Here is a 15,455-nt window from a genome sequence, read left to right on the forward strand (position 1 = left end):
GTCGCCAGACTGCATCCCGACAAGACCCCCATGCGACGAAAACTCCTCAAGGCCGGATGGGACGAAAGCTTCTTCTTCGATCTCATTCGCCATATGCGATAGACCTGCCCTCAAGGGGGGAGATCGATCTCGCTCCTGGCTCGTCGCCTTTCCGACAAAGATGGAGTTCGGCAGGAAACGTCGAACCATCGAGTGCTGCCGGTGACGCTGCCGATCTCCCCCCTTGAGGCGGGGTCCGAAGGACGGGACGAGACGCGTGGCTCGTCCCTGCAGTCCGGCAGGACAGAGGGGGGTTCGCGGGCGCCAACCCTCCACGAAATGCGGCAACGCGATATCCAGCCTGTGTTTGTTCGATCGCTCGCGACTCCCTCATCCCCGCGCCGCCTCGTCGGCCATGTGGGCGCGGACGATATCGGCAAAGCTCGCATCGGCGGCAAAGCCGACGCTCGCAGCACGGCCGGCATCGAAGGTCCGCGGCCAGCCGGCGACGATCTTCTCGATCACCGCGTCCGGCTCGCGGCGGATGCGCCCCGCCACCTCGTCGCCGGCGACCTCGCGCAGCGCCTCGATCATCTCGGCAATGGTGACGGAAAGACCCGGCATGGTCAGGCAGCGACGGGCGCCGAGAACGTCGGTGTCCATCGTCGCCGCATGCATCAGGAAGCCGACCGCCGAGGCCGGGCTCGCCACCCAGTGGCGGACGTCGTCGGCGACGGGCAGGATCGCCTCCTGGCCGGCCAGCGGCTCGCGGATGATGCCGGAGAAGAAGCTCGAGGCCGCCTTGTTCGGCTTTCCGGGCCGCACGACGATCGTGGGAAGCCGGATGCCGACGCCGTCGACGAAACCCTTGCGGCTGTAGTCGTTGAGGAGAAGCTCGCAGATCGCCTTCTGGGTGCCGTAGCTGGTCAGCGGCGCGGAGAGGAAACTGTCGCCGATCGGCTCCTCGAAGGGCGCGCCGAAGACGGCGATCGACGAGGTGAAGACGAGGCGCGGGCGGTAGTTCTCGCCCTGCGCGCGGATCGCCTCCAGGAGATGGCGCATGCCGTCCTGGTTGATCCGGTAGCCCTTGTCGAAATCGGCCTCGGCCTCGCCCGAGACGATGGCGGCAAGGTGGAAGATGAAGTCGGGGCGCCTTTCGACGAGTGCCCTGACCGTCGCCTCGTCGGCGATGTCGCCGGCGCTCGCAGCGATTTCCACGCCGGCCGGCGCGGCGATCTCAGGCTTCACCACATCGAAGGCGTCGATCGCCGTGATCGTCTCGCCGGCAATGGTCTTTTCCGCGACGAGCCGGTCGATCAGCCGCCGCCCGACCATCCCTGCCGCTCCCAGCACCAGTATCCGCATGTCGTTCCTCCCTTGATGCCTTTTTGACGCGCCGGCCTCGGGTCCTCGGCTTTCGCGCCTGCTGTCTTCGTCTTGCCGCCGGATGGTCGCGAATGCTTGTGCCCGTCGCGCCCCCCTCTGTCCTGCCGGACATCTCCCCCTCGAGGAGGGAGATCGGATCTCGTTCGACCGCGGCGCATCATCGTCGAAGAGCTCTCGTCACCTCCATCAACGAGCGCGCCCCCGTCAAAGCCGCGTGATCTCCCCCCTTGAGGGGGAGATGCCGGCAGGCTGAGGGGGGTTCGAAAGGCGCCCCACCTCGATGTCTTTGCACAAGCCCTTTCGGTCCTTCGTGTTCCTGCAGCAACGCCCTAAAGCGACCAGCCGCCGTCGATCAGCTGCGTCGTGCCCGTCGTGAAGGCGCTCTCGTCGGAGGCGAGATAGACCGCGAGATGGGCGATCTCGGCCGCCGTGCCGATGCGGCCCATGGGCTGGCGCTCGACGAACATCGCCCGGGCCTTGTCGGTGCCGCCAACCGTCTTGCCGAGGTCCTCGATGCGCCCGTCGAGGGAAGGCGATTCGATGGTGCCGGGGCAGATGGCGTTGCAGCGGATGCCCTGTTTGATGAAGTCGACCGCCACCGAGCGGGTGAGGCCGATCACCGCCGCCTTGGTCGCCATATAGACGTAGCGGTTGGGCGCCGCCTTGATCGAGGAGGCGGCGGAAGACATGTTGATGATCGAGCCGCCGCCCTTTTCCAGCATGCGCGGGACCAGCGCCGAGATCGTCCGGTGCATCGCCTTGACGTTCAGCTCGAAGGAGAAATCCCAAGCCTTCTCGTCGCAGTCGAGAACGGTGCCGTGATGGACGTAGCCGGCGCAGTTGAACAGGATGTCCGGCGTCTCGACGCCGTCGAGATAGGCCTTCACGGCCGCAGAATCGGTGACGTCGAGGGCGGCGAGATGCGCCTTACCGCCGTGATCGAGACCGGTCAGCTTCTGTGCGTCGAGGTCGGACGCATAGACCGTCGCGCCCTCGGCGAGAAAGGCTTCGGCGACCGCCCTCCCGATCCCCTGGCCGGCGGCGGTGCAGACGGCGATCTTGCCTTCGAGGCGTCCAGTCATGTCAGGCATTCCTTCATGTCACACATCCTCGGCCAAAGCAGTGAAGAACGCCGGCTCGCTGGGATGTCATTGGCGGCGAGGCCGCGCTTCTTGGTTCGGCGAATGCCCGAGCCTTCCATGCCCGGGCGGCGTCCGGTCAGTGGTTGTCGCGGGGCACCTTCGCCATGTCGCCGCTCGCGCCGCCTTGCGCGAGGCGCTGATAGGTGACGGCCGGCTGCAGCACCATGCCGGTCTCGAACTGCGAGACGATGCCGCGCTGGATCTCCTGCCAGGGCGTCTGGTGGGCCGGGAAGTGATAGCCGCCCTCGGCCTCCAGCGCCTTGCGGCGTTCGGCTAGTTCCTCCGCGGAAATCAGAATGTCGGCGGTGCCCCGGCCGAGATCGATGCGCACCCGGTCGCCGGTCCGAAGCAGTGCTAGGCCGCCGCCGGCAGCGGCTTCCGGCGAGGCGTTGAGGATGGAAGGCGAACCCGATGTGCCGGACTGGCGGCCGTCGCCGATGCAGGGAAGCTCGGTGATGCCGCGCTTGATGAGATAGTCGGGCGCCCGCATGTTCACCACCTCGGCGCCGCCCGGATAGCCGATCGGACCGGCGCCGCGCATGAACAGGACGGATCGCTCGTCGATCTGGAGCGCCGGGTCGTCGATCCGGTGGTGATAGTCTTCCGGGCCGTCGAAGACGATCGCCTTGCCCTCGAAGGCCATCGGGTCCGCCGGGTTCTCCAGATAGGTCTTGCGGAACTTCGGCGAGATCACCGAGAGCTTCATGATCGCCGAGGAGAAGAGGTTGCCCTTCAGGACCCGGAAGCCGGCATGGGGCTTCAGCGGGTTGTCGAAGGTGCGGATGACGTTCTCGTCCTCGATGACGGCGCCGCGGCAGTTCTCCCCGATGGTCCGGCCGTTCACCGTCAGGGCGTTTTCGGCGATCAGGCCCTGTTCCATCAGCTGATTGACCACCGCCGGCACGCCGCCGGCATGATAGTAGTCCTCGCCGAGATATTCGCCGGCCGGCTGGAGATTGACCAGAAGCGGGATCTCCTCGCCATAGGTCTGCCAGTCGTCGATCGAAAGCTCGACGCCAACATGGCGGGCGAGCGCATTGAGATGGATCGGCGCGTTGGTCGAGCCGCCGATCGCCGAATTGACGCGGATGGCGTTGACGAAGGCGTCCTTGGTCAGGATGTCGGTCGGCTTCAGGTCCTCATGGACCATGTCGACGATGCGCTTGCCGGTGAGATACGAGATCTCCTGGCGGTCGCGGTAGGGCGCCGGGATCGCCGCCGAGCCGGGCAGCTGCATGCCGAGAGCCTCGGCGAGCGAGTTCATCGTCGAGGCCGTGCCCATGGTGTTGCAGTAGCCGGTGGAGGGCGCCGAGGAGGCGACGAGCTTGACGAAGCCCGGATAGTCGATCTCGCCGGCGGCCATCATCTCGCGGGCCTTCCAGACGATGGTGCCGGAGCCGGTACGCTCGCCGCGGAACCAGCCGTTGAGCATCGGACCGACCGACAGGGCGATCGCCGGGATGTTCACCGTCGCGGCCGCCATCAGGCAGGCGGGCGTGGTCTTGTCGCAGCCGATGGTCAGCACCACGCCGTCGAGCGGATAGCCGTAGAGCAGTTCGACGAGACCGAGATAGGCAAGGTTGCGGTCGAGGGAGGCGGTCGGCCGCTTGCCGGTCTCCTGGATCGGATGCACCGGAAACTCGATGGCGATGCCGCCGGCCTCGCGGATACCTTCGCGCACGCGCTTGGCCAATTCCAGATGGTGCCGGTTGCAGGGCGAGAGGTCGGAGCCGGTCTGGGCAATGCCGATGATCGGCTTGCCGGACTGGAGCTCGTCCTGGCTGAGGCCGAAATTCAGGTAGCGCTCGAGATAGAGCGCCGTCATGTCCGGGTTGGACGGATTGTCGAACCACGCGCGGGACCTGAGCGGGGTCTTGAGGGAAGTGCGATCGGTCATTGCGGCTCCGGGCGCGCGCCTTGGCGCGGCCATCGTTTCGTTTCGAAAACGACGTATACAATAACCCGGGATGAGCGCAAAGGCTTCTTCGGCCGCCGTGCCTCGTCGGAGGTACTTCGGCAATAAAAACGAGGTGTTCCCGAGTGCGTCGTCCAGGTTCCGGAGAGGTCGCACCTCTGGCGCCGGAGTGTCGGACGGGCGCTTCCGTGCGGTCTTCAGCGAATACGCAGGCACCCGTTGCAGGGCTGCAAAACGGGCCGAAGATCGGCAGAACAGCGTTCAGAAGGTGCCGAAGACGAGGCCCTGGCCGAGCAGGACCATCAGCCAGTGGCCGGCATCGATCGCCGCAAGGTCCCAGCCGAATCCCTGGAAGCGGCGATTGACGATGACCGTCGTCGCGACGAAGCCGATCCAGAGGAAGACGGCGGACAGCAGCGCATCCAGAAGGCTGACCGTCTCGAAATGGCTCAGCAGCACGGCGAACACCGCCGCCATGACGAATTCCGACAGGATGGCGACGAGGATGTTGCCGGACCGCTCCGACATGCCGAGGACGTCGAAACGCGCCGCCCGCTGCCAGTGGCGGGCGAGCGCCGTGTACCAGATCGTCCCGACGATCATCGACACCACCGTCGCCAGGACGATGGCGAAATAATCGGTCGCCGCCAGCGACATCGATCGTCCGTCCCCCTCGAATCCCCGAAACGAGCTTGCGAGAGCAGATTTGTTCCGTCAACTTACTTTGGCGTTTCGCCTCGCCGGAACCGCTTCTCCGCAACGGAACAGGACGGGGCTGATGGGCGAGCGCCACACCTCATTGCCCTTCGATCGTCGCCTTGGATTTCCTCGACTAGCCTCGCCACTCCCAGACCGTCACCCGCTTGACGTCCTGATCCTCGAGGGCGCGGCTCACCGGAACGCGGTATTCTGCGAGGGGGTCGAGGCGGTGCTTCGGCAGATAGGCCCGGCCGGGATCGCCGACGATCACCCTGACGCCGCGGGCGACCTCCGCCTCGAACCAGGGGATCACGGCATCGGCCATCTGACGGTCATAGAAGACGTCCCCGGCAAGGAGAATGTCGGCGTCGAGCGGCCGGCCGACGAGGTCTTCCGGCGAGAAGCCGATCCCGCCGAGAGGCGATCCGGGCTCCCTGCCATTCAGCGCGAGATTGAGCGACAGCGCCGTCGCGGCGAAAGGATCGATGTCGGCGGCAAGCACGCCTCGCGCTTCGGCCATCGCGGCGGCGATGGCGACGAGGCCGGAGCCGCTGGCAAAATCCACCACCCGGCGCCCGGCGACCTCGAAGGGGTGATCGAGGAGATAGCGGGCAAGGCCCTGGCCACCCGCCCAGGCAAAGGCCCAGAAGGGCGGGGGCAGGCCGAGTTCGGCGAGTTCCTCCTCGGTCTTCAGCCAGATCTCGTGGGCTTCCGAGGCAAGGCGCAGCGCGATTTCCGGCACATGCGGCGGCCGCAGGACCGAGGTGTTGGCGAGGATGAAGGCCTCGGCGCGACCGGGATCGAGGCGGCGCGCTCCGCCAGCGGGCCCGCCGCCGGCTCCCCTCTCATAAGCCGCGCCGCGCCCGGCCGTCGCCGGCTCGTTCTTCGCCTGTCTCTCCGTCACATTCAGAGCCTCCGCCCGCTTCCGCGCCGTGCTGTTGTCGCGCCGGCGCTGCGCCCACCTCCCGGCAGCCGCGATTCGTCCTTCTCTCCCGCCGTGAAGAGATGGACAACCCCGGTGGCGGCGACATGTTGGCCGAAAGCCGAAACCAGCAAAGGCCCTTCCTTGCCCTATTCCGACAGCGAAAAGCCCGGCGACCCGGCGGCCGGCGTCATCATCCGCAAGGCCGGCCGGGCCGGGCGCATCACCCTTGCCAAGCCGAAGGCGCTGAACGCCCTCGATCACCAGATGGCGCTCGCCATCGAGGCGGCGCTTGACGCCTGGGCTAAGGACGAGGGCGTCGAAATCGTCGTCATCGACGCGCTGGGGGAAAAGGCCTTCTGCGCCGGCGGCGACATCGCCGCGCTCTATCGCGCGGGCAAGGAGGGCGACTTCCTGCCGGGGCGGCGCTTCTTCGCCGACGAATACCGGCTGAACCGGACGATCGCCCGGTATGAAAAGCCCTATGTCGCCCTGATGGACGGCATCGTCATGGGTGGCGGCGTCGGGCTATCGGCCCATGGCGATCACCGCATTGTCACCGAACGATCGATGGTGGCGATGCCCGAATGCGGCATCGGCCTGATCCCGGATGTTGGCGGCACGCTGGTGCTCGGCGAAGCGCCGGGCCGGCTCGGCGAATATCTCGGCCTCACCGGCTTTCGCATGAAGGCGGCCGACGCGATCCTCGCCGGCTTTGCCGACCACTGCCTGCCCTCGTCAGAAATCCCCCGGGCGATCGCCCGGCTCGAGGAGACCGGCGATCCGAGGGCCATCGAGGCGTTGTTCGAAACGCCCGAGGAAGGCATCCTCGCCAGCCGCAGGGAGATGATCGACCGGTTCTTCGCCGCCCCGGACGCTGCGGCGATCCTCGCCGCGCTCGAGGCCGACGGGAGTGATTTCGCCGCCGAGACAGCCCGCAGCATCCGCCGCGGCTCGCCGCTTTCGGCCGCCGTCACGCTGGAACTGGTGCGCGCCGCACGCGCCGATCCGACCATCGAGACGGCGCTCGCGCGGGAATATCGCTACACCTTCCGTGCCCAGGAGAAGGGCGACTTTCTTGAAGGCACCCGCGCAGTCGTCATCGACAAGGACCGCTCCCCGCAATGGCCGGAAAAGCGCATCGAGGACCTTTCGCGCGAAAGGGTCGAGGCGATGCTGGCGACGCTCGGGGACGACGAGTTGAGCTTCTGAGGCACTGAGATAGCGATAGCTGCAGGTGGCGGGACACCGGGCAGGACGACATGGGAGGATATGGGATGCGGATCGGATTCATCGGTCTCGGAAATATGGGCGCGCCGATGGCGAAGAACCTCGGCGCGGCAGGCCACGAGGTGACCGGCTACGACACGGCGGAAGTCGCGGTCGAGGGCGTTGCGGGCGCGGGCCGGATGCAGGACGCCGTCGCCGGCATGGAGGTGATCGTCACCATGCTGCCGAATGGCGGCATCGTGCGAACCGTGCATGAGGCTGTGGTTGCCGCGGCGGATCCAGAGTCGCTGATCATCGACTGCTCGACCATCGACGTCGAGAGCGCCCGGGCGGTGCACGAGCTTGCCGGCAAGAAGGGCCTGATGTCCCTCGACGCGCCGGTCTCCGGCGGCACCGGGGGAGCTGCCGCCGGCACGCTGACCTTCATGGTCGGTGGGTCGCAGGCGGCCTTCGCCAAGGGCCGGCCGCTCTTCGAGATCATGGGGGCGAAGGCCGTCCATTGCGGCGAAGCCGGCGCCGGTCAGGCGGCGAAGATCTGCAACAACATGATCCTTGGAATATCCATGATCGGCGTCTGCGAAGCCTTCCATCTTGCCGACAGGCTCGGCCTCGACCGCCAGGCGATGTTCGACGTCGCCTCGACCTCGTCCGGTTCCTGCTGGTCGCTCAACACCTATTGCCCGGCCCCTGGCGTCGGCCCGGAGAGCCCTGCCGACCGCGACTACAAGGCGGGATTTGCGGCGGAGCTGATGCTGAAGGATCTCGACCTCTCGCAGACGGCAGCCGAGAAGAACGGCGCGGCGACGGAGATGGGCCGCCACGCCCGCGACATCTACAAGGCCTTCGTCGACGCGGGCGGACGGGGCAAGGACTTTTCGGCGATCCTCGAGAGGCTCGGCCAGTCCTGAATTCTCCCGGCGTGGCGCAGCTTCAGCGGCCGGCCTCGTAGAACACCGGCTGGCTGCCATCGGCGGTGCCGAAGGCGTGGACGTCGAAGCGTGCGTTCGGATCGTCGCCCATGCCGGGCGAGCCCATCGGCATGCCTGGCACCGAAATGCCGCGGATCTTCGGACGCTCGGAAAGAAGCTTCTCGATCGCCTCCATGGGCACGTGGCCCTCGACGACATAGCCGCCGATCTCGGCCGTGTGGCAGGAGCGCAGCGGCTCCGGTACGCCGGCAAGTCGCTTGGCGGTGTCGAGATCGTCGGTATCCCGGGTCTCCACCTCGAAGCCATACTTGCGGGCGATCGCCACCCAGGCCTCGCAGCAGCCGCAGGTTGGCGATTTGACCACCGTCATGTGGCGCTCGTCGTGGTCGGCACGGGCCGGCGCGGGCTGGCCGAAGGTCGTCGCTGCCAAAAGGACGCTCGCAAGCACCGTCTTCATCGCAGTCGTCTCCATGGAAAGAAGGAAGGTCACAGCTTCACCGTCCGCAGCCTGAGCGCATTGCCGATGACCGAGACCGAGGAGAGGCTCATCGCCGCAGCGGCAATCATCGGCGACAGGAGGAGGCCGAAGACCGGGTAGAGAATGCCCGCGGCGATCGGTACGCCGACGGTGTTGTAGGCGAAGGCGAAGAAGAGATTCTGCTTGATGTTGGCGATCGTCGCCTCGGCGAGGTGCCGCGCCCGCACGATCGCCTGAAGATCGCCCTTCACCAGCGTCATGCCGGCGCTCTCGACCGCAACGTCGGCGCCGGTGCCCATGGCAATGCCGACATCGGCGGCGGCGAGCGCCGGAGCATCGTTGATGCCGTCGCCGGCGACGGCAACCGTTCCGCCGCCCTGCCGCAGCTCCTCGACGAGGGCCTGCTTGTCCTCTGGCGACAGGCCGGCACGGACCTCGTCGATGCCGAGCTCCTTCGCCACGGCATGCGCGGTGCGCTCGTTGTCTCCGGTCGCCATGACGATGCGCATGCCGCTCTCGTGCAGCGCCTCGATGGCCCCCTTCGTCGTCTCCTTGATCCTGTCGGCGACAGCGATGAGGCCGGCGGCCTCACCGTCGATCGCGACATACATCGCCGTCTTGCCCTCACCCTGCAGCCGTTCGGCGTCGCCGTCGAGGGGGGAGGGATCGACGCCCGCAGCTTCCAGCATCTCGCGGTTGCCGAGGAGGACGGACTTGCCGCCGACGGTTCCCTTCACGCCCCTCCCGGTGACCGAATCGAAGTCGTCTGCATCGGCAAGGGTGAGGCCGCGCTCCCTGGCGCCGGACAGGATCGCTTCTGCGAGCGGGTGCTCGGAGCCCCGTTCGAGGCTCGCCGCCGCCGACAGGACGGCGTCTTCGTCGCCATCCGGCGCGACGAGGTCGGTGAGGCTCGGGCGACCCTCGGTGAGGGTGCCGGTCTTGTCGACGACGAGGATGTCGACCTTGGAAAACCGCTCCAGCGCCTCGGCATCCTTGATGAGAACCCCGGCCGAGGCGCCGCGGCCGGTCGCCGTCATGATCGACATCGGCGTTGCGAGGCCGAGGGCGCAGGGGCAGGCGATGATCAGCACCGACACGGCGGCGACCAGCGCATGGGCGAGTGCCGGCTGCGGCCCGAAAACGGCCCAGGCGAGGAAGGCGAGGACCGCGACGGCGACGACGGCCGGCACGAAGTAACCGGCGACCCGGTCGGCCAGACCCTGGATCGGCGCGCGCGAGCGCTGCGCGGTCGCCACCATCTCGACGATGCGCGACAGGGTGGTGTCGGCGCCGACCGCCTGTGCTTCCATGACGAAAGAGCCGGACTTGTTGAGCGTGCCGCCGGTGAGCTTGTCGCCGGCATTCTTTTCCACTGGCACCGGTTCGCCGGTGATCATCGATTCGTCGACGGAAGAGCGGCCGTCGACCAGGCGGCCGTCGACCGGGATGCTCTCGCCCGGCCTGACCCGCAGCCTGTCGCCGGACCTCACTTCCGCGAGTTCGACGTCCTCGTCATTGCCATCTTCACCAATCCGACGCGCGGTCTTCGGCGCCAGATCCATCAGTGCGCGGATCGCCGAGCCGGTGCGCTCGCGCGCCTTCAGCTCCAGCACCTGGCCGACGAAGATGAGTGCGACGATCACCGCCGAGGCCTCGAAATAGACCGGCACGACGCCGTCCTCTTTGAACGACGCCGGGAAGAGGCCGGGAAGGAAGGTGGCGACGAGGCTATAACCATAGGCGGCGCCGACCCCGATCGCGATCAGCGTCCACATGTTGGGCGAGCGGTTGACGATCGAGGCCCAGCCCCGCTTGAAGAAGGGCAGCGCCGCCCAGAGGACGACGGGTGTCGCCAGCAGAAATTCCAGATAGACCGCCATCTGTTCGCCGACCCATTCCCTCACCGGAAGCCCGACCATCGGGCCCATGGTGAGGACGAGCAGCGGTACGGCGCAGAGAGCCGAGACCCACAGCCGCCGGGTGAAGTCGACGAGCTCGGGGTTCGATCCCTCGTCGCCGGTCGGAACGCCCATCGGCTCCAGCGCCATGCCGCATTTCGGGCAGTCGCCGGGATGGTCCTCGACGATCTCCGGATGCATCGGGCAGGTATATTGCGTGCCGGCGGGCATCGGCTCCTGTGCCGGCCGGTCGCCGAGATATGTCTCGGGATCGGCCTGAAACCTTGCCTCGCAGCCGGCCGAGCAGAAATAGAAACGCTGGCTGGAGCCGGACGCATCCTTGTGCTTGATCATGTGCGGGGCGTCGATCCGCTCGACCTCCATGCCGCAGACCGGGTCTTCGGCGGTGAGATAGGCGGCGGGATCGGCGAGGAATTTCTTGCGGCAGCCGTCGGAGCAGAAATGCACCATGCGGCCGTCATGCTCGGCCGTCGGCTTGCCGGCTTGCGGGTCGACGGTCATGCCGCAGACCGGATCGCGGGTGACATGAGCCACACCGTTTCCCTGCCGGCCGTGACCCTCAGCGTCGTGGTTCGCATGATCATGGCCATCCTGGTGGTGGCCGCGATGGCCGTCGCGCTGCATCGTCTCCGTCATGGGCTTTCTGCCTTCTCGGTCTTCGTCGCGATGGAGATGGGGCTTCCCGTTACTGGAAGGTCAAGGAAGGCGGTCACCGAAGCTGCCGATCGGCCCCCTGGTGGGGGGTCCATAGGACGGGATGAAACGCGTGCCCTGCAGCCTGGCAAGGCAGAGGGGGGCGCCTCGCACGGCCGGCGCAGAACATTCAAAAGGGAGCGCCCGGCACGCCCCCCTCTGGGCTGCCGCCCATTTCCCCCGCGAGGGGGGAGATCAACGCGGCGATGCTCTCTTCCCACCTGAAGCCGTTTCCGCCATGGTGCAGCAAAATTGACCAGACACGGAATTTGCCATCAGATGGGGCAATCGTCGGGCCGTGCGACGCGTTACGCCGCCACCGGTCACCCCGCGAGGATATTGAGATGCCACCCAATTCCCTGAAGACCCTTCTCGCCGAGGCGACGCCGGCCCGCTCCGGCGATTTCCTCGCCGGCCTCGCAGCGGAAAGCCAGGAGGCACGGGTGAAGGCGCAGCGGCGCCTCGCCGAAACGGGCCTTTCGGATATCCTCGCGACGCCGCTGATCGACCCGGATAGGGATGAGGTGCAGCGGCTGATCCTCGACCAGCATGACGACGAAGCGTTTCGGCCGATCTCCGGCCTCTCGGTCGGCGAATTCCGCGACTGGCTCCTCTCGGACGAGGCGACGACCGACGCGATCTCGGCGCTGAAATGGGCACTGACGCCGGAAATGGTCGCGGCGGTCTCGAAGATCTGCCGCAACCAGGATCTCATCGCCATCGCCAGGAAACGGCCGGTGGTGACGAAATTCCGCACCACCGTCGGCGAGCCCGGGCGGCTCTCGGTGCGCATCCAGCCGAACCATCCGACGGACGATGCCAAGGGGGTGGCCGCCTCGATCCTCGACGGCCTCGCCTTCGGTTGCGGCGACGCGGTGATCGGCATCAATCCGGCAACCGACAGCCCGTCGGCGATGCGGCGCCTGCTCGAACTGATCGAGGAGCTGCGCCTTCGCCTCGACTGCCCGGTGCAGTCCTGCGTGCTCGCCCATGTGACGACGGCGATCGACGCGATGGGCCGCGGCGCACCGGTCGATCTGGTCTTCCAGTCGATCGCGGGGTCGCAGAAGGCCAACGAATCCTTCGGCATCAACCTCGCCATGCTGAAGGAGGGGCAGGACGCGGCAAAATCCTTGAAGCGCGGCACGGTGGGTGAGGACGTGATGTATTTCGAGACCGGGCAGGGCGCCGCGCTGTCAGCCGACGCCAATTTCGGCATCGACCAGCAGACCATGGAGGCGCGGGCCTATGCCGTCGCGCGGGCCTTCGACCCTCTGTTGGTCAACACCGTCGTCGGCTTCATCGGCCCGGAATATCTCTATGACGGCAAGGAGATAACAAGGGCCGGCCTCGAGGACCATTTCTGCGGCAAGCTGCTCGGCGTGCCGATGGGGGTGGACGTCTGCTACACCAACCACGCCGAGGCCGACCAGGACGACATGGACAACCTCCTGACGCTGCTTGCCGTTGCCGGCGTTAACTTCGTCATGGGCGTGCCGGGCTCCGACGACGTCATGCTGAACTACCAGTCGACCTCCTATCACGACGCCGCCTATGTGCGCCGGGCGCTGGGGCTGAAGCCGGCGCCGGAATTCGAGGCCTGGGCGCGGGAGGTCGGGGTGTTCGACGAGGCGGGCTTCCTGATGCCGGAAAAGCAGCGCGGCGACGCCGGCCTGATCGCCCGGTCGAAACTTCTGGAGGCGGCGGAGTAGGGGCAGGTCGCAAAAGGCGTCTGCTTGGACAGGGGATCGCGAAAGCGGGAGCATCGTCATTCTCGGGCCCCGTCCCGAGAATCCAGGGCAACCGCCGCAGCTTCGGCCGCTTCTGGCTTTTGCAGCTGCAGCCGGTCCTGCCCGACGATCTCTGGATTCTCGGGACGGGGCCCGAGAATGACGAAGCGTTACTGTCTGCGCCTGCCGGCTGAAACGACGGGCAATCGATCTGCCGATAGCCATGGGAGCCACCGTCATGTCATCGGATGAAACATCCAAACTCCCCGTCTTCGTCACGGGGCGCGACGAACACCCGTTGAAGCGCCTGCGCGACTTCACCGAAGCGCGGATCGGCCTTGGCCGGCGCGGCGCCGGCCTGCCGACGGCGGCCCATCTCGATTTCGCCGAGGCCCATGCCAAGGCCCGCGACGCGGTGCATTCGGAGTTTCAGGCCGACGCCATCGGGGCGGCGCTGCGCGAGGCCGGACGTGCAAACATCCCCGCCGAGAGCCAGGCCGGCGACCGGGCGACCTATCTGCGCCGCCCGGATCTCGGCCGGCGGCTCGCCGAGACCTCCCGCAAGTCACTCAAGGCCGTCGAGGGCGGGCCCTTCGACCTCGTCGTCATCGTCGCCGACGGGCTTTCGGCGACGGCGGTAAACGCCCATGGCGCCAAGGTCGCGGCCGGGCTTCTCGGCGCGCTGCCGAAGGACTGGCGGATCGCCCCGGTGGTTGTCGCCTCGGGCGCAAGGGTGGCGCTGTCCGACCCGATCGGCGAGGCGCTCGGCGCGAAGATTGCGCTGATGCTGATCGGCGAGCGGCCGGGCCTCTCTGCGGCAAACAGTCTCGGCGCCTATCTCACCTTCGCGCCGAAGCCCGGACGATCCGATGCCGATCGCAACTGCGTCTCCAACATCCGCCCGGGCGGCCTGAAGCCGGAGATTGCCGGCGAAAAGCTCGCCGGCCTTGTCGTCCGCGCCGCCGAACTCGGCCTTTCCGGCACCAGGCTGAAGGACGACGCCGACGACCGGCTCGGCAGCGACGGCGAGACGCCGAGGCTCGGCCCCTGATCCTCCGGCGCTAATCCTCAGGCGACCCCAGCGACCCCTACCCGATGCCGGCAAATTCTTCCATCGCAGTGGTTTGAAGCTGCCGCGCGGCAACACATCTAAAGGCGACGGCCGGCGCCGCCGAGAGGCTCGCCGGCCGTCGCCGCGCCTGCCCGACGGTTTTCGGCCGCGGACCGGTGTGCCGCCAGGCGACGGCGGACGACAAAGCCACGCGGAATGGATCGGTATCCTGCCGGTTTGCCGACGGGAGTTTGATGTTGGAAGACTTTTTCACCAGTTCGTCGGGCAACGGTGCCGTTCCGCTCTTCGTCTGGCTCGCGACCATCGGCGGCATCGCCGCGCTCTTCCTCTTCGACTTCCTCACCCATGTCAGAAAGGCCCACGAACCGGGCTTCAAGGAAGCCGCCTTCTGGTCGGCCTTCTACATCGCCATCGCCTGCATCTTCGGCGGCGGGGTGTTCCTGTTCTGGGACCACACCCACGGGGTCGAGTATTTCGCCGGCTTCATCACCGAGAAGAGCCTGTCGGTCGACAATCTCTTCGTCTTCGTCATCATCATGAAGGCCTTCCGCGTTCCCGGCGAGGACCAGCAGAAGGCGCTGCTGATCGGCATCGTGCTGGCGCTGATCATGCGCGGCATCTTCATCGCCATCGGCGCGGCGGCGATCGAGCGATACGCCTGGGTGTTCTACCTGTTCGGCGTCTTCCTGCTCTGGACCGCCTGGAAGCTCGCTTCCGAGAGCCTTTCCGGCCACAAGAAGTCCGACGAGGAATATCAGCCCAACGCCCTGGTGAAGTGGTTCCAGAACCATCTGCCGGTCACCTCCGAGTTCCATGGCAACGCGCTGACGGTCCGTGAGAACGGCAAGCGGCACTTCACCCCGATGATGATCGTCATCATCGCGCTGGGGATGACCGACATCCTGTTCGCGCTGGATTCGATCCCGGCGATCTACGGCCTCACCGACGCGCCCTTCATCGTCTTCACGGCCAATGCCTTCGCGCTGCTCGGCCTTCTGCAGCTCTATTTCCTGCTCGGCGGCCTTCTCGACAGGCTGGTCTATCTCGGTCTCGGCCTGTCGCTGGTGCTCGGCTTCATCGGCGTCAAGCTGATCTTCCACGCGCTGGAGGAAAACTCGCTGCCCTTCATCAATGGCGGCCAGCCGGTGGAGGGCCTGCCGCACATCTCGACGCTGTTCTCCCTCGGCGTCATCATCGGCATTCTAGCGATCACCACCATCGCCAGCCTATTGAAGAGCCGCGGCATGACCTCGCCCTTCAAGGGCAAGTAGCGCGGGCAACCGACCCGGGAGCCGACGAGCGGCAGCACTTTTGCAGCTAGCCGGCAGCTTGCATCGCCGGCCGCGGCCTGCGAGTGGTGC

The 15,455-nt window shown here is 66.9% G+C and carries 12 protein-coding genes; 5 read left to right on the plus strand and 7 right to left on the minus strand.

What is annotated here, in order from left to right; genetic code table 11:
- Positions 1 to 369 precede the first annotated feature (369 nt).
- The 5 genes from denD to E3C22_RS23630 form a co-directional block, all read right to left on the minus strand.
- Positions 370 to 1,344, minus strand: coding sequence for a D-erythronate dehydrogenase (denD, locus tag E3C22_RS23605; RefSeq protein WP_134764348.1), 975 nt, complete (start codon positions 1,342 to 1,344; stop codon positions 370 to 372).
- 350 nt (positions 1,345 to 1,694) lie between these two features.
- Positions 1,695 to 2,447 carry an SDR family oxidoreductase gene (locus E3C22_RS23615; RefSeq protein ID WP_134764350.1) on the minus strand — a complete coding sequence of 251 codons (753 nt, stop codon included), beginning with the start codon at positions 2,445 to 2,447 and terminating at the stop codon, positions 1,695 to 1,697.
- 136 nt (positions 2,448 to 2,583) lie between these two features.
- A complete protein-coding gene (locus E3C22_RS23620) occupies positions 2,584 to 4,404 on the minus strand; it encodes an IlvD/Edd family dehydratase (protein WP_134764351.1) in 1,821 nt (606 codons plus the stop codon).
- 279 nt (positions 4,405 to 4,683) lie between these two features.
- Positions 4,684 to 5,079, minus strand: coding sequence for a DUF1761 domain-containing protein (locus E3C22_RS23625; protein ID WP_134764352.1), 396 nt, complete (start codon positions 5,077 to 5,079; stop codon positions 4,684 to 4,686).
- A gap of 175 nt (positions 5,080 to 5,254) precedes the next feature.
- On the minus strand, positions 5,255 to 5,899 hold the full coding sequence (locus E3C22_RS23630; RefSeq protein WP_245515171.1) for a class I SAM-dependent methyltransferase: 645 nt from the start codon (positions 5,897 to 5,899) through the stop codon (positions 5,255 to 5,257).
- Positions 5,900 to 6,187: 288 nt separating this feature from the next.
- On the opposite strand from E3C22_RS23630, the gene E3C22_RS23635 reads away from it, so the two are divergent.
- Positions 6,188 to 7,255 carry an enoyl-CoA hydratase/isomerase family protein gene (locus tag E3C22_RS23635; RefSeq protein WP_167591886.1) on the plus strand — a complete coding sequence of 356 codons (1,068 nt, stop codon included), beginning with the start codon at positions 6,188 to 6,190 and terminating at the stop codon, positions 7,253 to 7,255.
- 65 nt (positions 7,256 to 7,320) lie between these two features.
- On the plus strand, positions 7,321 to 8,181 hold the full coding sequence (mmsB, locus tag E3C22_RS23640) for a 3-hydroxyisobutyrate dehydrogenase (protein WP_134764355.1): 861 nt from the start codon (positions 7,321 to 7,323) through the stop codon (positions 8,179 to 8,181).
- A gap of 22 nt (positions 8,182 to 8,203) precedes the next feature.
- Here mmsB and E3C22_RS23645 read toward each other — a convergent pair whose 3' ends face one another.
- Together E3C22_RS23645 and E3C22_RS23650 are read right to left on the minus strand one after the other, a co-directional pair.
- Positions 8,204 to 8,659, minus strand: coding sequence for a DUF411 domain-containing protein (locus E3C22_RS23645; protein ID WP_134764356.1), 456 nt, complete (start codon positions 8,657 to 8,659; stop codon positions 8,204 to 8,206).
- Between the two features lie 29 nt (positions 8,660 to 8,688).
- Positions 8,689 to 11,235, minus strand: a complete 2,547-nt coding sequence (locus E3C22_RS23650; RefSeq protein ID WP_245515168.1) for a heavy metal translocating P-type ATPase — start codon at positions 11,233 to 11,235, stop codon at positions 8,689 to 8,691.
- 401 nt (positions 11,236 to 11,636) lie between these two features.
- On the opposite strand from E3C22_RS23650, the gene E3C22_RS23655 reads away from it, so the two are divergent.
- The 3 genes from E3C22_RS23655 (at position 11,637) to E3C22_RS23665 (ending at position 15,365) form a co-directional block, all read left to right on the plus strand.
- On the plus strand, positions 11,637 to 13,004 hold the full coding sequence (locus tag E3C22_RS23655) for an ethanolamine ammonia-lyase subunit EutB (RefSeq protein WP_134764357.1): 1,368 nt from the start codon (positions 11,637 to 11,639) through the stop codon (positions 13,002 to 13,004).
- Between the two features lie 256 nt (positions 13,005 to 13,260).
- Positions 13,261 to 14,073 carry an ethanolamine ammonia-lyase subunit EutC gene (gene eutC / locus E3C22_RS23660; RefSeq protein ID WP_134764358.1) on the plus strand — a complete coding sequence of 271 codons (813 nt, stop codon included), beginning with the start codon at positions 13,261 to 13,263 and terminating at the stop codon, positions 14,071 to 14,073.
- A 254-nt stretch (positions 14,074 to 14,327) separates the two neighbouring features.
- Entirely contained in the window at positions 14,328 to 15,365 is a 1,038-nt protein-coding gene (locus E3C22_RS23665) for a TerC/Alx family metal homeostasis membrane protein (protein WP_134764359.1), read from the plus strand.
- The last annotated feature ends 90 nt before the right edge of the window (positions 15,366 to 15,455 follow it).

The organism is Jiella endophytica (genome assembly GCF_004519335.1).
Classification (GTDB): domain Bacteria; phylum Pseudomonadota; class Alphaproteobacteria; order Rhizobiales; family Rhizobiaceae; genus Jiella; species Jiella endophytica.

What these genes read in the sequence shown, in the direction of transcription:
- denD (WP_134764348.1), bottom strand. Translation starts at nt 1,344, where the DNA reads ATGCGGATACTGGTGCTGGGAGCGGCAGGGATGGTCGGGCGGCGGCTG.
- E3C22_RS23615 (WP_134764350.1), bottom strand. Translation starts at nt 2,447, where the DNA reads ATGACTGGACGCCTCGAAGGCAAGATCGCCGTCTGCACCGCCGCCGGC.
- E3C22_RS23620 (WP_134764351.1), bottom strand. Translation starts at nt 4,404, where the DNA reads ATGACCGATCGCACTTCCCTCAAGACCCCGCTCAGGTCCCGCGCGTGG.
- E3C22_RS23625 (WP_134764352.1), bottom strand. Translation starts at nt 5,079, where the DNA reads ATGTCGCTGGCGGCGACCGATTATTTCGCCATCGTCCTGGCGACGGTG.
- mmsB (WP_134764355.1), top strand. Translation starts at nt 7,321, where the DNA reads ATGCGGATCGGATTCATCGGTCTCGGAAATATGGGCGCGCCGATGGCG.
- E3C22_RS23645 (WP_134764356.1), bottom strand. Translation starts at nt 8,659, where the DNA reads ATGAAGACGGTGCTTGCGAGCGTCCTTTTGGCAGCGACGACCTTCGGC.
- E3C22_RS23650 (WP_245515168.1), bottom strand. Translation starts at nt 11,235, where the DNA reads ATGACGGAGACGATGCAGCGCGACGGCCATCGCGGCCACCACCAGGAT.
- E3C22_RS23655 (WP_134764357.1), top strand. Translation starts at nt 11,637, where the DNA reads ATGCCACCCAATTCCCTGAAGACCCTTCTCGCCGAGGCGACGCCGGCC.
- eutC (WP_134764358.1), top strand. Translation starts at nt 13,261, where the DNA reads ATGTCATCGGATGAAACATCCAAACTCCCCGTCTTCGTCACGGGGCGC.
- E3C22_RS23665 (WP_134764359.1), top strand. Translation starts at nt 14,328, where the DNA reads ATGTTGGAAGACTTTTTCACCAGTTCGTCGGGCAACGGTGCCGTTCCG.